This is a genomic window from Rubrivivax soli, assembly GCF_049810355.1.
GTDB lineage: Bacteria > Pseudomonadota > Gammaproteobacteria > Burkholderiales > Burkholderiaceae_C > Rubrivivax.
In genome coordinates, this window is the sequence record NZ_CP187368.1 from 2,348,244 (window position 1) to 2,365,803 (window position 17,560).

Here is a 17,560-nt window from a genome sequence, read left to right on the forward strand (position 1 = left end):
GCAGTGCTTCAGTGCGCCCGCGCGCCGCCTCATGGCGCCGGTGCCGTGCGGGCCGTCCCGGCCAGCCAGCGCCGGCCCTCGGGGCCCAGGTGGGCCAGCAGGTCGCGCGTGAAGGCCTCCTGGTCGGCGAAGGCGCGGGCGCTGTCGCGGTTGATGGTGGACACCCGCACCAGCAGGCCGTCGGGGATCTCGCGGCGCAGGCCGTGGCGCAGCTCGATCAGCCGCTTCTCGAAGCCGCCCAGCGACACGGTGTCGCCGATGGTCGTCCAGTAGGTCACGGGCTCGTAGCGCTGCTGCGCCAGCGAGGTCTCGAGGCGGCGCACCGGGATGCGGCCCTGCACCGTGTCGATGGCGCCGGTGCGGCTGGAGTCGAGCGCGAAGCCCTGCGCCGGGTAGCAGACCTCGGGGTAGTGCACGGCCATCGCCGCGCGCTGGTCGTCGCCGTAGGCGATGGACAGCATCACCACGACACCGCGGTCGTTGACGTAGGTGCGGCTGAGCAGCTGCGTGTAGATCCGGTCCAGCGTCTGCAGCGCCTGCGGGTCGGGCAGCACCACGGCACCCACGCGCACCGCGCGCCAGGGCCCGAAGCGCTCGGGCACCAGCTGTTCGAGCTGGATGCGCGGCCGGGCGTCGGCCAGCTTGTGCACCGGACGCACGGCGTAGGCCAGCGCGCTGACCGCCAGCATCAGCACCGCCATCAGCAGCGCGGCCCGCATGCCGGGCAGCAGCGGCGGCGCCTTCACGGCGCGGCAGCCGCGCCGTGGCGGCGGCGGACGACGACACGCACCAGGCTGTCGGCGCTGAGGATCAGCAGCAGCGCCGCCAGGAACAGCACCATGCCGGCGAAGCCGTGCAGGAAGCCCTGCCCGGCGGCGTCGCCCAGGTGGTAGGTGATGAGCGCCAGCGCGATGACGCGGATGACATTGGCCGCGAAGCTGATCGGCACGATCAGCAGCGCCAGCGTGATGTTGCGCGCCGCCGACTCGTGGCGCACCAGGTTCAGGTACAGCAGGCCCAGCGCCTCCAGCGTCAGCAGCGTGTTCAGGCCGGCGCAGGCGTCGGCCACCAGCAGCTGGTACGGGCCCACCTGCAGGATCACGCCGGTGCGCGCCACCGCGTACCCGGCGTTGTAGAGGATGAACTCGGCCACCGACGACACCGCCAGCTTCATCGGCTGCGTCAGCGTGTCGACCACCACGCCCGGCAGCGGCACCATGAAGAGCAGGAAGAACATCGGGAACCAGACGCCGGCCAGCGCCGCCGTGCCGCGCAGCACCAGGATGGCGCCGGCCAGCAGCCAGAGGAACGAGCCGACCTCGAACATCTGGATGCCCTGCGCGCGCCCGAACACGTACAGCAGCAGCCCGACGCCGAAGCAGCTCCAGCCCCGCCACGGCGCCGGCTGTGCCGGCAGCGCCAGCACCTCGGGCCACTTGCGCCACAGCAGCCACATCGCGATCAGGAAGACCATCGGGCCATGGCCCTGCTGGTCGGACGCCCAGACGTTCTGGAACAGGTCGCGCGCGGTCGGCACGTACAGCGCCAGCGCCCCCAGGCCGACCACGGCGAAGGGCGCCAGCGGCGCGGCAGCCAGGCGGTTCATCGGCAGGTCAGGCACGCGCCACCGGCGCCGCGGCCACCACCAGGTCCCGGCACGCCACGTCAGTGCTCGTTGTAGACGACACCGCACACCCGCGTGGTGCTGCCCGAGAACGAGGCCAGCAGGTCCTGCAGCGCCGCCAGCCGGCTGCTGTGCCGCCGCGCCACCAGCAGCGCCGCGCCGCAGCGCGCGGCGATGACCGCGGCGTCCGCGCCGCGCACGGCCGCGGGCGTGTCGACGATCACGTGGTCGAACTTGACGGTCAGCTCGCGCAGCAGCAGCCCGAAGGCCGGGCGCTCGACCAGCTCCAGCGGGTTCGGCGGCGTGATGCCCACCGGCAGCACGAACAGGTTGCCGACGCCGGCCACCTGCTGGATCACCTGGCTGTCGCTGCGGCCGGAGAGGATGCCGCTCAGGCCGGCCCGGTTGTCCAGCCCGAACAGCGTGTGCAGCCGCGGCGTGCGCATGTCGCCGTCGACCAGCAGCGTGCGCGCGCCGCCCAGCTGCGCCAGGGCCACCGCCAGATTGGCGGCGCAGTAGCTCTTGCCGTCGCCGCTGTCGGGGCTGATGACCGCGACCGCGCGGCGCAGCGGGACGGCGTCGTCGGCGAAGGCCCGCATCATCAGCTGGCTGCGCAGCGCACGGAAGGCCTCGGCGCGCGGGCTGAAGGGCTCGCGCAGCATGACCAGCTCCGCGCTGACGTTGCGCTGCTCCTCGGGCGCGTAGGGGTAGTGGAACTGCCGGCTCAACGCGAACAGCACGTCGTCCTGCGTGGCCAGGCCCAGCGCCACCGCGGCCTCGCCGAAGCGCACGCCCTGCGCGCGCTGGTGCTGCAGCACGCGTTCGACCTGCTCGGCCGACAGGTTGCGCAGCTCGGCGAGGATGTCGCCCATCGAGCGGTCCTGCACCGCACCGCCGGCGGCCTGCAGCTCACGCAGCGGCGCGTTCGGCATCGGGATCGGATCCTGGAAGCGGGCCATCAGGCCTCCTTCGCGCGCGCCACGGCGCCGGGCGCCAGCAGGCGCTGCTGCATGGTCTGCGGGCGCGACCGCCCCGGCCAGACGCGTCCGCCCGGCCGCGGCAGCACGCCGATCACGGGCAGGCCCAGCGCCTGCACCACGTCGATGGGGCTGCGCACGCGGCGGTCGTAGATCTCGAGCAGCAGTGCCGTCACCACCGCCAGCAGCAGGCCGAGGAACACCGACAGCAGGGCGTTCAGCAGCAGCTTCGGCGACGAGGGCTGCAGCGGCGGCGTGGCCTGCGTCAGCACGCTGACGTTGCTCTGCTGGGTCTGGCTCTCCAGGCTGGTCTGCGACAGGCGCAGCTGCACGTTGTCGTAGGCGCGCTGGGCGCCCTCGACGTCGCGCTGCAGCAGCAGCATCTGGTCGCGCAGGGCCTTGGTGCGCAGCACCTTGGCGCGCTGCGCGTCGAGCGCTGCGCGCACCTCGCGCTCGCGCTGCACGTTGATGTCCTGCGTGACGACGACGCCGCCGCTGACGCGCCGCGTCTCGGCCTCGAGCCGCTGCCGCAGCGACTCGACGTTGGCGCGCGCCTCCAGCACCTGCGGGTGGCGGTCGCCCAGGCGCGCGCCCAGCTCCTGCAGCCGGGCCTCGCCGCGGCCGATGTCGGACTTCAGCTGCGCGATGACGGGGTTGTTCAGCACCTCCTGCATGCGGTCGCCCGAGGCCGCGACCTGCGCCTGCCGGCTGCGCGACTCGGACGCCAGCGCCTGCAGCGCCACCAGCTGCGAGCTCAGCTCGTTCAGCCGCGCGGTCTCGACGTCGAGCCGCTCGTCGCCGGCCACGATGCCGTTGTCGCGCTGGAAGTTGCTCAGCTGCGTCTGCGCACGGTCGAGCGCGTCGCGCAGGTCCTTCACCTGGCCGTCGAAGAAGCCCGAGTACTGCCGCGCCGGGTTCACGCGCAGCTCCAGCGCCGTCTCGACGTAGGCCTGCACGTAGGCATTGGCCAGCGCGGCGGCGAAGCGCGGGTCGGCCGCGCGGTAGCTGACGGCGATGACGCTGCTCTCGCGGGAGGGCAGCACCTCCAGGTTCTTCTGGAACAGCTGCACCAGCCATTGCTCGAGGGAGCCTTCGCCGCCGGCTTCGTCCTGCCACTGCTGGCGCACCGCGGGCTGCTCGGTCAGGCGCAGGTTGCGCACCACGCGCAGCGCCACGCGCTCGCTGCCGATGATGTCGACCTGCGTGGCCATCATCGCCGGCGACGTCATGCCGCCGTTGACGATGGTCGAGATCGGGTCGGGCTTGAAGTCGACGACGACACTGGCGGTGGCGGTGTACTGCTTGGGCAGCACCACGCTCACGGCCACCGTGGCGCCGATGCACAGCGCCAGCACCAGCAGCACCACCCACCAGCGCGCGCGCAGGATCGACAGGACTTGGGAGAAGGTCATCGCTGCCGCCTCGGGATCAGAACAGGCTCTCGCGCACGAAGACCACGTCGCCGTCCTGCACGCGGTCGTCGAGCGTGGGCTCGATCACGGCGACGCTGCCGTCGGCGGCCTTGCGGTGCACGCGCAGGCCCTTGTGCGTGCCGCGCTGCGTGAGGCCGCCGCCGGACGCCAGCGCCTGCATCACGGTCATGCCGCGTTCCAGGCGCAGGACGCCGGGACGCTGCACCTCGCCGTAGATGTACACCTGCGGCTGGCGATCGACCCAGACGGTGTCGCCATGCTGGATGCGCAGGTCCTGCTCGCTGCCGCCGGGGCCGAACAGTGCAGGCAGGTCCACCTCCAGCCGCATCGGCTGGCCGTTGCGCGTGCCGGTGACGACCACGCGGTCGGCGCCGTTGTTGGCGGTGCCGCCGGCCAGCGCCAGCAGGTCGGTCAGCCGCAGGTCGGTCACCTCGATCGGGTAGCGGCCCGGGCGGTTCACCTGCCCCAGCACGCTGGCCTGGTTGCCACGCACCTGCACCACCACCAGCGTCACCTGCGGCTGCTTGACGAAGTTGCCGGTGCGCAGGCCGTCGGCGATCAGCTGCTCGGCCGCGGTGACGCTCAGGCCGCCCAGTCGGATGGACCCCAGCAGCGGGTACGACACGACACCGGCCTCGGTGACGCGCGTCTCCAGCGCCAGGTCGGGGTTCTGGTAGACGCTGATGCGGACCACGTCGCCGGCGCCGAGGCGGTACTCGGCAGCCGGCACGGCGACAGCCTGGGCGGGCGCGGCAGGCTGCGCGGCCGCGTGCCCGGCGAGCGCTGCGGCGACCGCGCCGCACAGCAGTGCGCGTGCGGTGGCCCGGGCGGGGCGTCGGGACGGAAGCAGCGGGCGCATCACTTCAGGCCCATGCCCTTGCTGATCTCGGCCGGGCTGAGCGCAGAGCTGGCGGCCGGGCTGGCCGGGGCCGCGGGCTCGCCGGCCGGCGCGGCCGCCGAAGCGGCTGCGGGGGCGGCCGGCGCCGCCGATGCGGCGGCCGCCACGGGCTGCGCGAACTTGCCGACGTAGTCGATCGTCGCCGCGGCGCGCAGTGCCTTCAGGTCGTCTTCGGCGAGCTTGCGCTTGCGTTCGCTGAGCAGGAAGCGCTCGATCAGCGGCTGCGCCTGCTCCTCGCTCAGCGGCTGCAGGCGCGAGCCGGCCAGCACGATGACCTGCACGCCGTTGGCCGAGGGCAGCATCACGGCCTGGCCGTCCTTCATCTTGGCGAAGCTGTCCACGCTGTTCAGCGGCAACTGCTCGGCCGCGCGCACGGCCTGGTTGCCGACGAAGCGGAAGTCGTTGGCCTTCAGGTGGTCGATGAACTCGGTGATGTTCTTCGCGGCGGCCAGCTGCGCACGCAGCCCGGCGTGCTGCTCGGGCCGCGCCTCGATGGCGATCTCCTGGATGTTGTAGATGCGGCGCGCGCTGAACAGCGCCGGCTTCTCGGCGTAGTAGGCCTTGATGTCCTCGGGCGTCGGCTTGGTGGCCGCCTCGCCGATCTTCTCGGCATAGGCGCGCGCGATGATCTCGCGCCGCGCGGCCTCGACCTGCTGCACCACGCGCGGGTCGCGGTCGAGCTTGAGCTCGTCGGCACGCTGCAGCGCCAGTTGCTGGTCGATCAGACGTTCCAGGATCTGCCGCCCGGCGGCTTCGGCCTGCTCGGGCCGGACATTGCGCTGCTGCTGCAGCAGGAAGTTGATCTGGTGGACGGTGATCTCGTCCTTGTTCACGCGGACGGCCGTCTGGCTGGCCTGCTCCTTCTTGTCGCCGCAGCCCGCCAGCAGTGCCGCGCCGGCCACCGTGGCCAGCGCCAGCCAGGAAGTGGCCCGCTTCGCGCGCCCGTGCATCGTGAAAGTCATCGTCATCGTCCCAGGGGTGATCGGGGCCGCAGCGCCACCGCGCTGCGCGGTGGCACGCGGTGCGTTGCCGGCCCCGCGACGCCGTGCCGGATCCGGCCTGCAGCAAACCGGCGGCAGTGTAACTGCCACCCTGTGACGAATCGCACGTCGGACAGGGCTTGCAACATCCGTTTCCCAACGGTGCCAAGCAAGCCGCGGGCCCGCCGCGGCGCGAGGTGCTAACCGAGCGCCTGCACGCGCGCGAGCTGCCAGCCGCGGCCGGCCGACTTGAGGTTGGCCAGCAACCACAGTTCGCGGAACGGCGCCGCGCCGTCGTCGAGCCGCTCGCGGATGAGGCCGGAGAACTCGACGCTGGCGACGAAGGCTTCCTGCAGCTCCTCGATGCCCAGCAGCCGGGCATCGAGCTTGAGCACTTCCGTGCGGTTGGGCCCCGGGCCGCGCGCGGCCAGCTGGTCCTGCAGCTCGGCGAGCAGCTGGTCGGTGGTCAGCGCCGCCAGCGCGCGCAGGTCGGCGGCGTCCCACGCGGCCTGCAGGCGCACGAAGCTCTGGCGCGCCACCTGCAGGAAGTCCTCGACCTGGGGATCGGTCGGCAGGCCCGCGGCGGCGTGGGGCAGCCGGCGTGCGACGACACGCCGCTTCAGCCGCGCCAGCCGGTTCAGCATTTGATGCCCATGTGCAGCGCCACGACGCCCGCACTGAGGTTGTGCACATCGACGTGGCCGAAGCCGGCGCCCTGCATCATGGCCTTCAGCGTCGCCTGATCGGGGTGCATGCGGATCGATTCGGCGAGGTAGCGGTAGCTGTCCTCGTCGCGCGCCACGACCTTGCCCAGCCAGGGCATGACCTTGAAGGAATACCAGTCGTACGGCTTGGCCAGCGGCGCCGCGACCTTGCTGAACTCCAGCACCAGCAGGCGGCCGCCGGGGCGCAGCACGCGGCACATCTCGGCCAGTGCGGCCTCCTTGTGCGTCATGTTGCGCAGTCCGAAGGCGACGCTGACGAGGTCGAAGGCGTTGTCGGCGAAGGGCAGGTGCTCGGCGTCGCAGGTCGTCGTCGGCAGCGCCAGGCCTTCGTCGAGCAGGCGGTCGCGGCCGGTGCGCAGCATGGCCTCGTTGATGTCGGTGTGCACGACGGTGCCGCCCTCGCCCGCCTGGCGCGCGAAGGCGCGGGCCAGGTCGCCGGTGCCGCCGGCGATGTCGAGCACCCGCATGCCCGGGCGCACGTTGGCGACCGCCACCGCGTAGGCCTTCCACGCCCGGTGCATGCCCATCGAGAGCACGTCGTTCATCAGGTCGTAGTTCGAGGCCACCGAGTCGAACACGCCGCGCACACGCCGGGCCTTCTCGCCTTCGTCGACGGTCTGGTAGCCGAAGTGGGTCTGGGCCATCGCGGGTGTTCCTTCAGTGGCTGCCGCAGGCGGCGCCGGCCTTGGCGGGCATCGGGGTGTCGCGGGTCACCCCGGCCGCGGCCAGGCGCTCCTCGTAGCGCTGCCACAGCTGCGCGGCGTCGCGGCCCAGCTCGTACAGCAGGTCCCAGCTGAAGATGCCGCTGTCGTGGCCGTCGGAGAAGCGCGGCTGCACGGCGTAGTGGCCCACTGGCAGGATGTCGGTGACGAGCACGTCGCGCTTGCCGGTCTGCAGCACTTCCTGGCCGGGGCCGTGGCCCTGCACTTCGGCGGAGGGCGAGTACACGCGCATCAGCTCGAACGGAATGCGGAAGACCGCGCCGTCGTCGAACCCGACCTCGAGCACGCGCGAGGCCTGGTGCACGGTGACGGCCGTGGGCAGCGGGGAGTGGGGCTTGAGTCCGGCCATGCGCGGGGATCGGGTCGACCTGGGTTGACAGTGAAGCAGTGTAAAGCGGCCGCACCGCACCGCCACACGCCGCATGCACCGCCCTTGACGCAGGTAGGGCCGATCGACCCTGGGGGAATGGATTGTCTAGACGAGCACGCGCTCGATGCCGCCGTTGTTGGCGCGCGCCACGTAGTCTTCCAGCCAGGTCTCGCCCAGGATCTTGCGCGCCATCTCCACCACGATGTAGTCGGCTTCCAGCAGGCCGTTGGCCAGGTCGCCCTCGTAGCGCTTCAGGCCCTGCAGGCAGCTCGGGCAGCTGGTCAGGATCTTCAGGTCGGCGCCTGCCGCGGGCGCGGCCGTGCCGGCCGTGTCGGCGGCCTGGGCCATCTGCGCGCGCAGCGCCACTTCGCCGCGGCGCAGTTCCTCGGTCTTGCGGAAGCGCACCTGCGTGCTGATGTCGGGCCGCGTCACGCCCAGCGTGCCGCTCTCGCCGCAGCAGCGCTCGTTCTTCAGCACGTTCGGGCCCACCAGCGCCTTCACTGTCTTCATCGGCTCCTGCAGCTTCATCGGGCTGTGGCAGGGGTCGTGGTACAGGTAGCCGCCCGAAGCCTGGTCGGCCGCCGGCAGCGTGATGCCCTTCTCCAGCAGGTACTCGTGGATGTCGACGATGCGGCAGCCCGGGAAGATGTCCTCGAACTGGTAGCCCTGCAGCTGGTCGTAGCAGGTGCCGCAGCTGACCACCACGGTCTTGATGTCCAGGTAGTTCAGCGTGTTGGCCACGCGGTGGAACAGCACCCGGTTGTCGGTGATGATCTTCTCGGCCTTGTCGAACTGCCCGCTGCCGCGCTGCGGGTAGCCACAGCACAGATAGCCCGGCGGCAGCACGGTCTGCACGCCGGCCTGCCACAGCATGGCCTGCGTGGCCAGGCCGACCTGGCTGAACAGCCGCTCGCTGCCGCAGCCGGGGAAGTAGAACACCGCTTCCGTGTCGGCCGTGGTGGCCCGCGGGTCGCGGATGATGGGCACGTAGTCGCGGTCCTCGATGTCCAGCAGCGCACGCGCCGTCTTCTTGGGCAGGCCGCCGGGCATCTTCTTGTTGATGAAGTGGATGACCTGCTCTTTCAGCGGCGCCGCACCCAGCGTGGCGCGCGGCGCCGCGGTCTGCCGCTTCGCCGCGGGCTTGAGCAGGTCGTGCGCCAGGCGCTGCACCTTGAAGCCGACGTCGACCATCGCCGTGCGCATCAGCTTGATGGTCTGCGGGTTCGTCGCGTTCAGGAAGGTCATCGCCAGCGCGTTGCCGGGACGGAAGCTCTTCTTGCCCATCTTGCGCAACAGGTTGCGCATGTTCATCGTGACGTCGCCGAAATCGATCTTCACCGGGCAGGGCGACTCGCACTTGTGGCACACGGTGCAGTGGTCGGCCACGTCCTCGAACTCGGCCCAGTGCGCCAGGCTGACGCCGCGGCGGGTCTGCTCCTCGTACAGGAAGGCCTCGATCAGCAGGCTGGTGGCCAGGATCTTGTTGCGCGGGCTGTACAGCAGGTTGGCACGCGGCACGTGCGTGGCGCACACCGGCTTGCACTTGCCGCAGCGCAGGCAGTCCTTGATGCTCTCGCTGATGGCGCCGATGTCGCTCTGCTGCATGATCAGCGACTCGTGGCCCATCAGGCCGAAGCTGGGCGTGTAGGCCGCACTCAGGTCGGCCGCCCAGGCGCCGGCGCTGGCCCCGCGCAGCAGCTTGCCCTTGTTGAAGCGGCCTTCGGGGTCGACCCGGGTCTTGTAGTCGGCGAACGGCTGCAGTTCGGCATCGGACAGGAACTCGAGCTTCGTGATGCCGATGCCGTGCTCGCCGCTGATGACGCCGTCCAGCCGCCGCGCCAGCGCCATGATGCGGCCCACGGCTTCGTGCGCCGTCTGCAGCATCGCGTAGTTGTCGCTGTTGACCGGGATGTTGGTGTGCACGTTGCCGTCGCCGGCATGCATGTGCAGCGCCACCCACACGCGGCCGCGCAGCACCTCCTGGTGCAGCGTCTGGCACTGCGCCAGGATGGCCGCGAACGCGCTGCCCGGGAAGATGGCCTGCAACGGCTGGCGCAGCTGGGTCTTCCACGACGCGCGCAGCGTGTGGTCCTGCAGCAGCGCGAAGACGGTGCGGCCGCTGTCGGCCTGCACCACGTCCAGGTGTTCGAGCCAGAAGCGCCAGAGCGCCCGCACCTCGCGCAGCAGCGCCAGCGCCTGCTGCACGCGGTCTTCCAGCAGTTCGGCGCCGGGGATCTCGCCGGCATCGTCGCTGCGGCCCAGCGGCAGGCGGCCCTGCGTGAAGAACTGCTCCAGCCGGTCGACGAGCTCGAGCTTGTTGCGCAGCGAGAGCTCGATGTTGATGCGCTCGATGCCCTCGGTGTACTCGCCCATGCGCGGCAGCGGGATCACCACGTCCTCGTTCACCTTGAACGCGTTGGTGTGCCGGGCGATGGCCGCCGTGCGCTTGCGGTCGAGCCAGAACTTCTTGCGTGCGTCGGCGCTGACGGCGACGAAGCCTTCGCCGCTGCGGCTGTTGGCCATGCGCACGATCTCGCTGGTGGCGCGCGCCACCGCGTCCTCGTCGTCACCGACGATGTCGCCGAACAAGGCCATCTTCGGCAGGCCGTTGCCCGACAGCGCGCGCTTGCTCTTGGTGGTGTAGCCCACCGCCTTCAGGTAGCGGTCGTCCAGGTGCTCCAGGCCCGCCAGGATGGCGCCGCCGGGCTTCTTCATCTCGGCGAACATGAAGTCCTTGATCTCGACGATCGAGGGCACGCAGTCCTTGGGGTTGCCGAAGAATTCCAGGCACACCGTGCGCACGTGCCTGGGCATGCGGTGCACGATCCAGCGCGCGCTGGTGATGAGCCCGTCGCAGCCCTCCTTCTGGATGCCCGGCAGGCCGGCGAGGAACTTGTCGGTGACGTCCTTGCCCAGGCCTTCCTTGCGGAACACGCTGCCCGGGATGTCCAGGCGCTCGGTGCGTTCGAGCACGCGGCCGCTGGCGTCGAAGGTCTTCAGCTCGAAGCTGGCCGTCTCGACGTCGTGGATCTTGCCCAGGTTGTGGTTCAGCCGCGTCACCTCGAGCCACTTGGCGTCGGGTGTCACCATGCGCCAGCTGGCGAGGTTGTCGAGCGCGGTGCCCCACAGCACGGCCTTCTTGCCGCCCGCGTTCATCGCGATGTTGCCGCCGATGCAGCTGGCCTCGGCCGATGTCGGATCGACCGCGAACACATGCCCGGCGCGCTCGGCGGCATCGGCCACGCGCTGCGTCACGACGCCCGCTTCGCTGTAGACCGTGGGCACGGGCTTGTCGACGCCGGGCAGCGTGACGAACTCGACCTCGCTCATGGCCTCGAGCTTCTCGGTGTTGATCACCGCGCTGTTCCAGCTGAGCGGGATCGCGCCGCCGGTGTAGCCGGTGCCACCGCCGCGCGGGATGATCGTCAGGCCGAGCTCGATGCAGCCCTTCACGAGCGCCGCCATCTCGGCCTCGCTGTCGGGCGTGAGCACCACGAAGGGGTACTCCACGCGCCAGTCGGTGGCGTCGGTCACGTGCGCCACGCGCGAGAGGCCGTCGAACTTGATGTTGTCCTTGGCCGTCACCCGGCCCAGCACGCGGCGCGTGCGCTGCCGCAGCGCGCGCACGTCGTCGAAGCGCGCCGCGAAGCGCTGCACGGCGGCGCGCGCCAGCGCCAGCAGTTCGCCCACCGCGCCGTCGCGGCCGGCATCGTCGCCGCTGCGGCGGCGTTCGATCTCGCCCAAGCGGTGGTGCAGCGCGCCGATCAGCAGCCCGCGCCGCTTGGCGCTGGTGAGCAGGTCGTCTTCCAGGTACGGATTGCGCTGCACGACCCAGATGTCGCCCAGCACCTCGTACAGCATGCGCGCGGACCGGCCCGTGCGGCGCTCCTGGCGCAGCAGGTTCAGCACCTCCCAGGCCCGCGGGCCGAGCAGGCGCAGCACGATCTCGCGGTCGGAGAACGAGGTGTAGTTGTACGGAATCTCGCGCAAGCGCGCGGCACTGCTGCCGGCGTCGTCGGCCGCAGCGGCGGCGGTGAGGGGCAGAGGTGCGTTCATAGGGTTCGCCCGAATCCTAACGCAGCGCCTCGACCGAGAGCGGGTCAGGGTCGCTGTCGCGGCGGGTTATCCCCGTTGCCCCGGACCCTCCATTCGTGACAGAAACCGGGCTGTCACAATCGCCGGCCACACTCGCAGGCTCGGCAAAAACAGGTTCCAGGAGATCGCATGACATTCGCATTCCTTCGCCCCGCGCTGCTCGCAGCGGCCGTGGTCGCCGCAGCGCCGGTGCAGGCCCAGACCGAGATCCAGTGGTGGCACTCGATGACCGGCGGCCTCAACGACTGGGTGGTGGGTCTGGCCAACGGCTTCAACGCCAGCCAGAAGGACTACAAGATCGTGCCCACCTACAAGGGCAGCTACGACGATTCGATGACGGCATCGATCGCCGCCTTCCGCGCCGGCAATGCGCCGCACATCCTGCAGGTGTTCGAGGTCGGCACCGCCACGATGATGTACAGCAAGGGCGCCATCGTGCCGGTGGGCAAGGTGATGGCCGATGCCGGCTACAAGTTCGATCCCACGGCCTACATCTCGGCCGTGGTCGGCTACTACACTGCGCCGAGCGGCCAGATGCTCAGCTACCCGCTGAACAGCTCGACCACGGTGCTGAACTACAACAAGGACGCCTTCCGCAAGGCCGGCCTGGACCCCAACAACCCGCCCAAGACGTGGCCCGAGCTGACACTGGCCGCGGCCAAGCTGAAGGCCTCGGGCGTGAGCTGCCCGTTCACCACCAGCTGGCAGGGCTGGACGCAGCTGGAGAGCTTCTCCACCTGGCACAACACGCTGTTCGCGTCGCAGAACAACGGCTTCGGCGGCACCGGCGCGCGCCTGCAGGTCAACAGCCCGCTGCACGTGCGCCACATCGAGAACCTGGCCAACATGGCCAAGCAGGGCCTGTTCGTGTACCGCGGCCGCGGCAACCTCGGTGACGCGCCGTTCTACTCGGGCGAGTGCGCAATGGCCACGGCGTCGTCGTCCACCTACGCCAGCATCAAGAAGAACGCCAAGTTCGACTTCGGCATCGCGCCGCTGCCGTACTACCCCGACGTCGCCGGCGCGCCGCAGAACACCGTGATCGGCGGCGCCAGCCTGTGGGTGATGGCCGGCAAGCCGGCTGCCGAGTACAAGGGCGTGGCCGCGTTCTTCAACTACCTGACGAACGCCGAGATCCAGGCCAAGAGCCACCAGACCACGGGCTACCTGCCGGTGACGCTGGCCTCGTTCCAGATGACGGAGAAGTCGGGCTTCTACAAGCAGAACCCCGGCACCGACACGGCCGTGAACCAGATGATCCGCAAGACCACCGACAGGTCGCGCGGCATCCGCCTGGGCAACTTCGTGCAGGTGCGCGCCATCATGGACGAAGAGCTGGAGCAGGTCTGGGCCGGCAAGAAGACGGCCAAGGATGCGCTGGACGCCATCGTCAAGCGCGGCAACGAGCAGCTCGAACGCTTCGAGAAGGCCAACAAGGGCTGAGCGCCCGCCGCTTGCCCGCGCGCCCTGGGCGCCGGGCACCTTTGCGCCCTGACCGGCCGCCGGTCAGGGCGTTGATGTTTTCTTGCGAGAGGTTCGGCCTTGGCCGTCGAAAAACGCGTCCGCTTCCGTTCTGCGTGGCTGCCCTGGGTGCTGGTGGCGCCGCAGCTGGTGATCGTGATCGTCTTCTTCTTCTGGCCCGCGGGCCAGGCGCTGTACCAGAGCGTGCTGCAGGAAGATGCCTTCGGCACCAGCACCGAGTTCGTCGGCACGCAGAACTTCCTGCGCCTGTGGGAAGACGAGACCTACCTCGCGTCGTTCAAGACCACGGCGGTCTTCTCGCTGCTGGTGGCCGGCCTGGGGCTGGCGATCTCGATGGCACTGGCCGTGATGGCCGACCGCGTGGTGCGCGGCGCCGGCGCCTACCGCACGCTGCTGATCTGGCCCTACGCGGTCGCGCCCGCGGTGGCCGGTGTGCTGTGGCTGTTCATGTTCGCGCCCTCGGTGGGCATCGTCAGCTTCTGGCTGCGTGCCATGGGCATCGACTGGAACCACCTGCTCAACAGCAACCACGCGATGACCCTGATCGTCGTGGCCGCGGTGTGGAAGCAGGTCTCGTACAACTTCCTGTTCTTCCTGGCCGGGCTGCAGTCGATCCCGAAGAGCCTGATCGAGGCCGCCGCCATCGACGGCGCCGGCCCCTGGCGCCGCTTCTGGACCGTGCAGTTCCCGCTGCTGACGCCGACCACCTTCTTCCTGCTGGTGATCAACATCGTCTACGCCTTCTTCGACACCTTCGCCATCGTCGACGCGGCCACCTCGGGCGGCCCGGGCAAGGACACGGCGATCCTGGTCTACAAGGTCTACTTCGACGGCTTCAAGGCGCTGGACCTGGGCGGCTCGGCGGCGCAGAGCGTGGTGCTGATGGTGATCGTGATCGCGCTGACCATCGTGCAGTTCCGCTACGTCGAGAAGCGCGTCAACTACTGAAGCCCGCCCGATGATCGAGAACCGTCCCATCGCGAACACGCTGTCGCACCTGGTGCTGATCCTGGGTGTGCTGATCGTCGCCTTCCCCGTCTACATCACCTTCATCGCCAGCACGCAGACGGCCGAGGCCATCGTGCAGAACGTGCCGATGTCGCTGCTGCCCGGCGACCAGCTGGTGGAGAACTACACGCGGGCGCTGGCCGGCAGCAACACGCAGGGCGGCGGCAACCCGCCGGTGGCGCCGATGATGGCCGTGAGCCTGATCACGGCGCTGGTGATCGCCATCGGCAAGATCGCGATCTCGCTGCTGTCGGCCTTCGCGGTGGTGTACTTCCGCTTCCCGTTCCGGAACTTCGTGTTCTGGATGATCTTCGTGACGCTGATGCTGCCGGTGGAGGTGCGCATCCTGCCCACCTACAAGGTCGTCTCCGACCTCGGCATGCTCAACACCTACGCCGGCCTCACCGTGCCGCTGATCGCCAGCGCCACCGCCACGTTCCTGTTCCGGCAGTTCTTCCTGACCGTGCCAGAACGAACTGGTGGAAGCCGCGCGCATCGACGGCGCCGGGCCGATGCGCTTCTTCTGGGACGTGCTGCTGCCGCTGTCGCGCACCTCGATCGCGGCGCTGTTCGTGATCCAGTTCATCTACGGCTGGAACCAGTACCTGTGGCCGCTGCTCGTGACCACCAGCGAGGACATGTACCCGGTGGTGATGGGCATCAAGCGCATGATCACCGGCGGCGACGCCGCCACCGAGTGGAACGTCGTGATGGCCACGGCGATCCTGGCGATGCTGCCGCCGGCGCTGGTGGTGATCCTGATGCAGAAGTGGTTCGTCAAGGGCCTGGTCGACAGCGAAAAGTAGACATCGAAGCAAACAACATGGGTGCCATTTCCCTGCGACAGGTCGAGAAGACCTACGGCCACGGGCCGAAGGCCGTGAAGGTGATCCACGGCGTCAACGCCGAGATTCCGGACGGCGAGTTCATCGTCATCGTCGGCCCCTCCGGCTGCGGCAAGAGCACGCTGCTGCGCATGGTGGCGGGGCTGGAGGAGATCACCGGCGGCGAGATCGACATCGGCGGCCGTGTCGTCAACAAGCTCGAGCCGGCCGAGCGCGACATCGCGATGGTGTTCCAGAACTACGCGCTGTACCCGCACATGAGCGTGTACGACAACATGGCGTACGGCCTGAAGATCCAGAAGGTGCCCAAGGCCGAGATCGAGGTGCGCGTGCAGAAGGCGGCCAAGATCCTGGAGCTCGGCGCGCTGCTCGACCGCACGCCGCGCCAGCTCTCGGGCGGCCAGCGCCAGCGCGTGGCGATGGGCCGCGCCATCGTGCGCCAGCCGCAGGTGTTCCTGTTCGACGAGCCGCTGTCGAACCTCGACGCCAAGCTGCGCGCGCAGACGCGGCTGGAGATCCAGAAGCTGCACCGCGAGCTGGGCGTGACCTCGCTGTTCGTCACGCACGACCAGGTCGAGGCCATGACGCTGGGCCAGCGACTGATCGTGATGAACGGCGGTCGCATCGAGCAGATCGGCACGCCCGAGGCCGTGTACGGCCAGCCCGCCACCACCTTCGTCGCCAGCTTCATCGGCAGCCCGCCGATGAACCTGCTGACCGGCAGCGCCGACGGGTCGCGGTTCACGGTGGGCGGCCAGGTGCTGCCGCTGCCGAGCGCCGCACCGCGCGGCGGCGCGCTGACGCTCGGCGTGCGGCCCGAGCATGCGTCGCTGCACGCCGACGGCGCCTGGCCGCTGCAGGTGGAGATGCTCGAGATGCTGGGCGCCGAACGCCTGGTCTACGGCCGCCTGGGCGACGCCGCGTTCACGCTGCGCATCGACGGCACGCTGGTGCCGCCGCGCCCGGGCGACACGGTGCGCCTGCACGTGCCGCGCGAGCACATGCACTGGTACGACGGCAGCACCGGCCGGCGCGTCGAAGGATGACGGCCTGGCCCTTCCCGCGCTGGATCGCCCACCGCGGCGCCGGCAAGCTGGCGCCCGAGAACACGCTGGCGGCCTTCCGCGTCGGCGCGGCCCACGGCTACAGCGCCTTCGAGTGCGACGTGAAGCTCAGCGCCGACGGCCAGCCCTTCCTGCTGCACGATGCGACGCTGGAGCGCACCACGGCCGAACACGGCACGGCGGGCGACCGCGTCTGGGCCGCGCTGTCGCGCATCGACGCCGGCAGCTGGCACTCGCGCCTCTACGCCGGCGAGCCCCTGCCCAGCCTGGAGGCCATCGCGCGCTACGTGCAATGCAACGGCTTTGCGCTGAACGTCGAGATCAAGCCGACGCCGGGCGTCGAGCACACCACCGGGCAGGCCGTGGGCGAGGCCTGCACGCGGCTGTGGCAGGACCAGGCGACGCCGCTGCTGTTCAGTTCGTTCCGCCCCGAGGCGCTGCAGGGCGCGCGCGAGACCGCACCGCAGATCCCGCGCGCGCTGCTGGTCGACACGCTGTGGCCGCAGTGGTTCGACGTGGCGCAGTCGCTCGGCTGCGTGGCCGTGGTCGCCAACCACCGGCTGATGGACGCCGCGCTGGTGGCGCAGCTGCAAGGCGCCGGCCTGCGCGCGCTGTGCTACACGGTGAACGAGGACGCCGATGCACGGCGCCTGCTGGCGCTGGGCGTCGACGGGATCATCACCGACGCGGTCGACCGCTTTTCGCCGTTCGCTGCCCTGCCCGTCGCATCAGGCGCCGCCGCCTGACGCGGCCGCTTCCTCGACGCCGCGCACGCGGGCGTAGACCCGCGTGTTGCGCACGCCGCCGGCCACGTCGCGCGCCTCGTTGCGCAGCACGGCTTCCAGCGTGAAGCCGGCGCGTTCGGCCACGCGCCAGCTCGCGGTGTTGCGCTCGTCCATGCGGATCTCCACGCGCTGCGCCTGCAGCTGGTCGAAGGCCAGGCGGTTGAGTGCGCGCACGGCTTCCGTCACCAGGCCCTGCCCGGTGTGGCCGCTGCGGCACCAGTAGCCGATCTCGAATCGCGGCACGCTCCAGTCGATGCGGTGCAGGCCGCTGCCGCCCACCAGCCGCGTCTCGCGGCCCTGGCCGTCGTGCAGCCACAGCGAGAACACCAGGTCGCTGCGCAGCAGGAACTTGCCGTGCGCTTCGCGCGCCACGGCTTCGGACGCCTCCAGCGTGGGAGCGCTCTGCGCCCAGGGCATCCACGGGCGCAGCGCGTCCAGCGAGTCCAGCACCGCGGCGTTCAGCGCCGCGCCGTCGCCCGGGCGCGGCGCGCGCAGCACCAGGCGCGGTGTCTGCAGGCGCTCGGGCACGTCGACCAGGATCGGCTGTGTCAT

Annotated in this window: 15 protein-coding genes and 1 pseudogene; 5 read left to right on the top strand and 11 right to left on the bottom strand. The window is 70.4% G+C overall.

The window, feature by feature from the left end; all coding sequences use genetic code 11:
• Positions 1 to 29: 29 nt before the first annotated feature.
• From epsI to ACPOLB_RS10625, 10 genes are all read right to left on the bottom strand, one after another.
• Entirely contained in the window at positions 30 to 746 is a 717-nt protein-coding gene (epsI, locus tag ACPOLB_RS10580; RefSeq protein ID WP_425261325.1) for an exosortase-associated protein EpsI, B-type, read from the bottom strand.
• Positions 743 to 1,606 carry an exosortase B gene (gene xrtB / locus ACPOLB_RS10585; protein ID WP_425261326.1) on the bottom strand — a complete coding sequence of 288 codons (864 nt, stop codon included), beginning with the start codon at positions 1,604 to 1,606 and terminating at the stop codon, positions 743 to 745. Before xrtB ends, epsI begins: the two co-directional genes overlap by 4 nt.
• A 59-nt stretch (positions 1,607 to 1,665) precedes the next feature.
• Positions 1,666 to 2,583 (bottom strand): polysaccharide biosynthesis tyrosine autokinase, encoded by a 918-nt coding sequence (locus tag ACPOLB_RS10590; protein WP_425261327.1) that lies wholly within the window; start codon positions 2,581 to 2,583, stop codon positions 1,666 to 1,668.
• Positions 2,583 to 4,013, bottom strand: a complete 1,431-nt coding sequence (epsF, locus tag ACPOLB_RS10595) for a chain length determinant protein EpsF (RefSeq protein WP_425261328.1) — start codon at positions 4,011 to 4,013, stop codon at positions 2,583 to 2,585. Before epsF ends, ACPOLB_RS10590 begins: the two co-directional genes overlap by 1 nt.
• A gap of 16 nt (positions 4,014 to 4,029) precedes the next feature.
• On the bottom strand, positions 4,030 to 4,893 hold the full coding sequence (gene epsE / locus ACPOLB_RS10600) for a polysaccharide export protein EpsE (RefSeq protein ID WP_425261329.1): 864 nt from the start codon (positions 4,891 to 4,893) through the stop codon (positions 4,030 to 4,032).
• A complete protein-coding gene (locus tag ACPOLB_RS10605; RefSeq protein WP_425261330.1) occupies positions 4,893 to 5,900 on the bottom strand; it encodes an EpsD family peptidyl-prolyl cis-trans isomerase in 1,008 nt (335 codons plus the stop codon). Before ACPOLB_RS10605 ends, epsE begins: the two co-directional genes overlap by 1 nt.
• Before the next feature lie 212 nt (positions 5,901 to 6,112).
• On the bottom strand, positions 6,113 to 6,556 hold the full coding sequence (locus ACPOLB_RS10610; RefSeq protein ID WP_425261331.1) for a TIM44-like domain-containing protein: 444 nt from the start codon (positions 6,554 to 6,556) through the stop codon (positions 6,113 to 6,115).
• Positions 6,550 to 7,281: a bifunctional demethylmenaquinone methyltransferase/2-methoxy-6-polyprenyl-1,4-benzoquinol methylase UbiE gene (ubiE, locus tag ACPOLB_RS10615; RefSeq protein WP_425261332.1), complete on the bottom strand. Its 732-nt coding sequence runs from the start codon at positions 7,279 to 7,281 to the stop codon at positions 6,550 to 6,552. The genes ACPOLB_RS10610 and ubiE overlap by 7 nt, the downstream gene beginning before the upstream one ends.
• 13 nt (positions 7,282 to 7,294) lie before the next feature.
• Positions 7,295 to 7,708 (bottom strand): gamma-butyrobetaine hydroxylase-like domain-containing protein, encoded by a 414-nt coding sequence (locus tag ACPOLB_RS10620; RefSeq protein ID WP_425261333.1) that lies wholly within the window; start codon positions 7,706 to 7,708, stop codon positions 7,295 to 7,297.
• Between the two features lie 126 nt (positions 7,709 to 7,834).
• On the bottom strand, positions 7,835 to 11,785 hold the full coding sequence (locus ACPOLB_RS10625) for a DUF3683 domain-containing protein (protein ID WP_425261334.1): 3,951 nt from the start codon (positions 11,783 to 11,785) through the stop codon (positions 7,835 to 7,837).
• A gap of 168 nt (positions 11,786 to 11,953) precedes the next feature.
• Here ACPOLB_RS10625 and ugpB point away from each other — a divergent pair, with 168 nt between their 5' ends.
• The 5 genes and pseudogenes from ugpB to ugpQ all read left to right on the top strand — a co-directional run bounded on the left by ugpB (position 11,954) and on the right by ugpQ (position 16,969).
• Complete coding sequence (ugpB, locus tag ACPOLB_RS10630) at positions 11,954 to 13,267, top strand: sn-glycerol-3-phosphate ABC transporter substrate-binding protein UgpB (protein WP_425261335.1); 1,314 nt, start codon at positions 11,954 to 11,956, stop codon at positions 13,265 to 13,267.
• A gap of 99 nt (positions 13,268 to 13,366) precedes the next feature.
• Positions 13,367 to 14,254 carry a sn-glycerol-3-phosphate ABC transporter permease UgpA gene (gene ugpA / locus ACPOLB_RS10635; RefSeq protein ID WP_425261336.1) on the top strand — a complete coding sequence of 296 codons (888 nt, stop codon included), beginning with the start codon at positions 13,367 to 13,369 and terminating at the stop codon, positions 14,252 to 14,254.
• Positions 14,255 to 14,264: 10 nt separating this feature from the next.
• A pseudogene (gene ugpE, locus ACPOLB_RS10640) lies at positions 14,265 to 15,120 on the top strand (sn-glycerol-3-phosphate ABC transporter permease UgpE).
• 17 nt (positions 15,121 to 15,137) lie between these two features.
• The gene (locus ACPOLB_RS10645; protein WP_425261337.1) at positions 15,138 to 16,205 is read left to right on the top strand and encodes a sn-glycerol-3-phosphate import ATP-binding protein UgpC; all 1,068 of its coding nucleotides are present in this window, start codon (positions 15,138 to 15,140) and stop codon (positions 16,203 to 16,205) included.
• Positions 16,202 to 16,969 (top strand): glycerophosphodiester phosphodiesterase, encoded by a 768-nt coding sequence (ugpQ, locus tag ACPOLB_RS10650; RefSeq protein WP_425261338.1) that lies wholly within the window; start codon positions 16,202 to 16,204, stop codon positions 16,967 to 16,969. Before ACPOLB_RS10645 ends, ugpQ begins: the two co-directional genes overlap by 4 nt.
• Here ugpQ and ACPOLB_RS10655 read toward each other — a convergent pair.
• A complete protein-coding gene (locus ACPOLB_RS10655) occupies positions 16,952 to 17,560 on the bottom strand; it encodes a GNAT family N-acetyltransferase (RefSeq protein WP_425261339.1) in 609 nt (202 codons plus the stop codon). The genes ugpQ and ACPOLB_RS10655 overlap by 18 nt on opposite strands.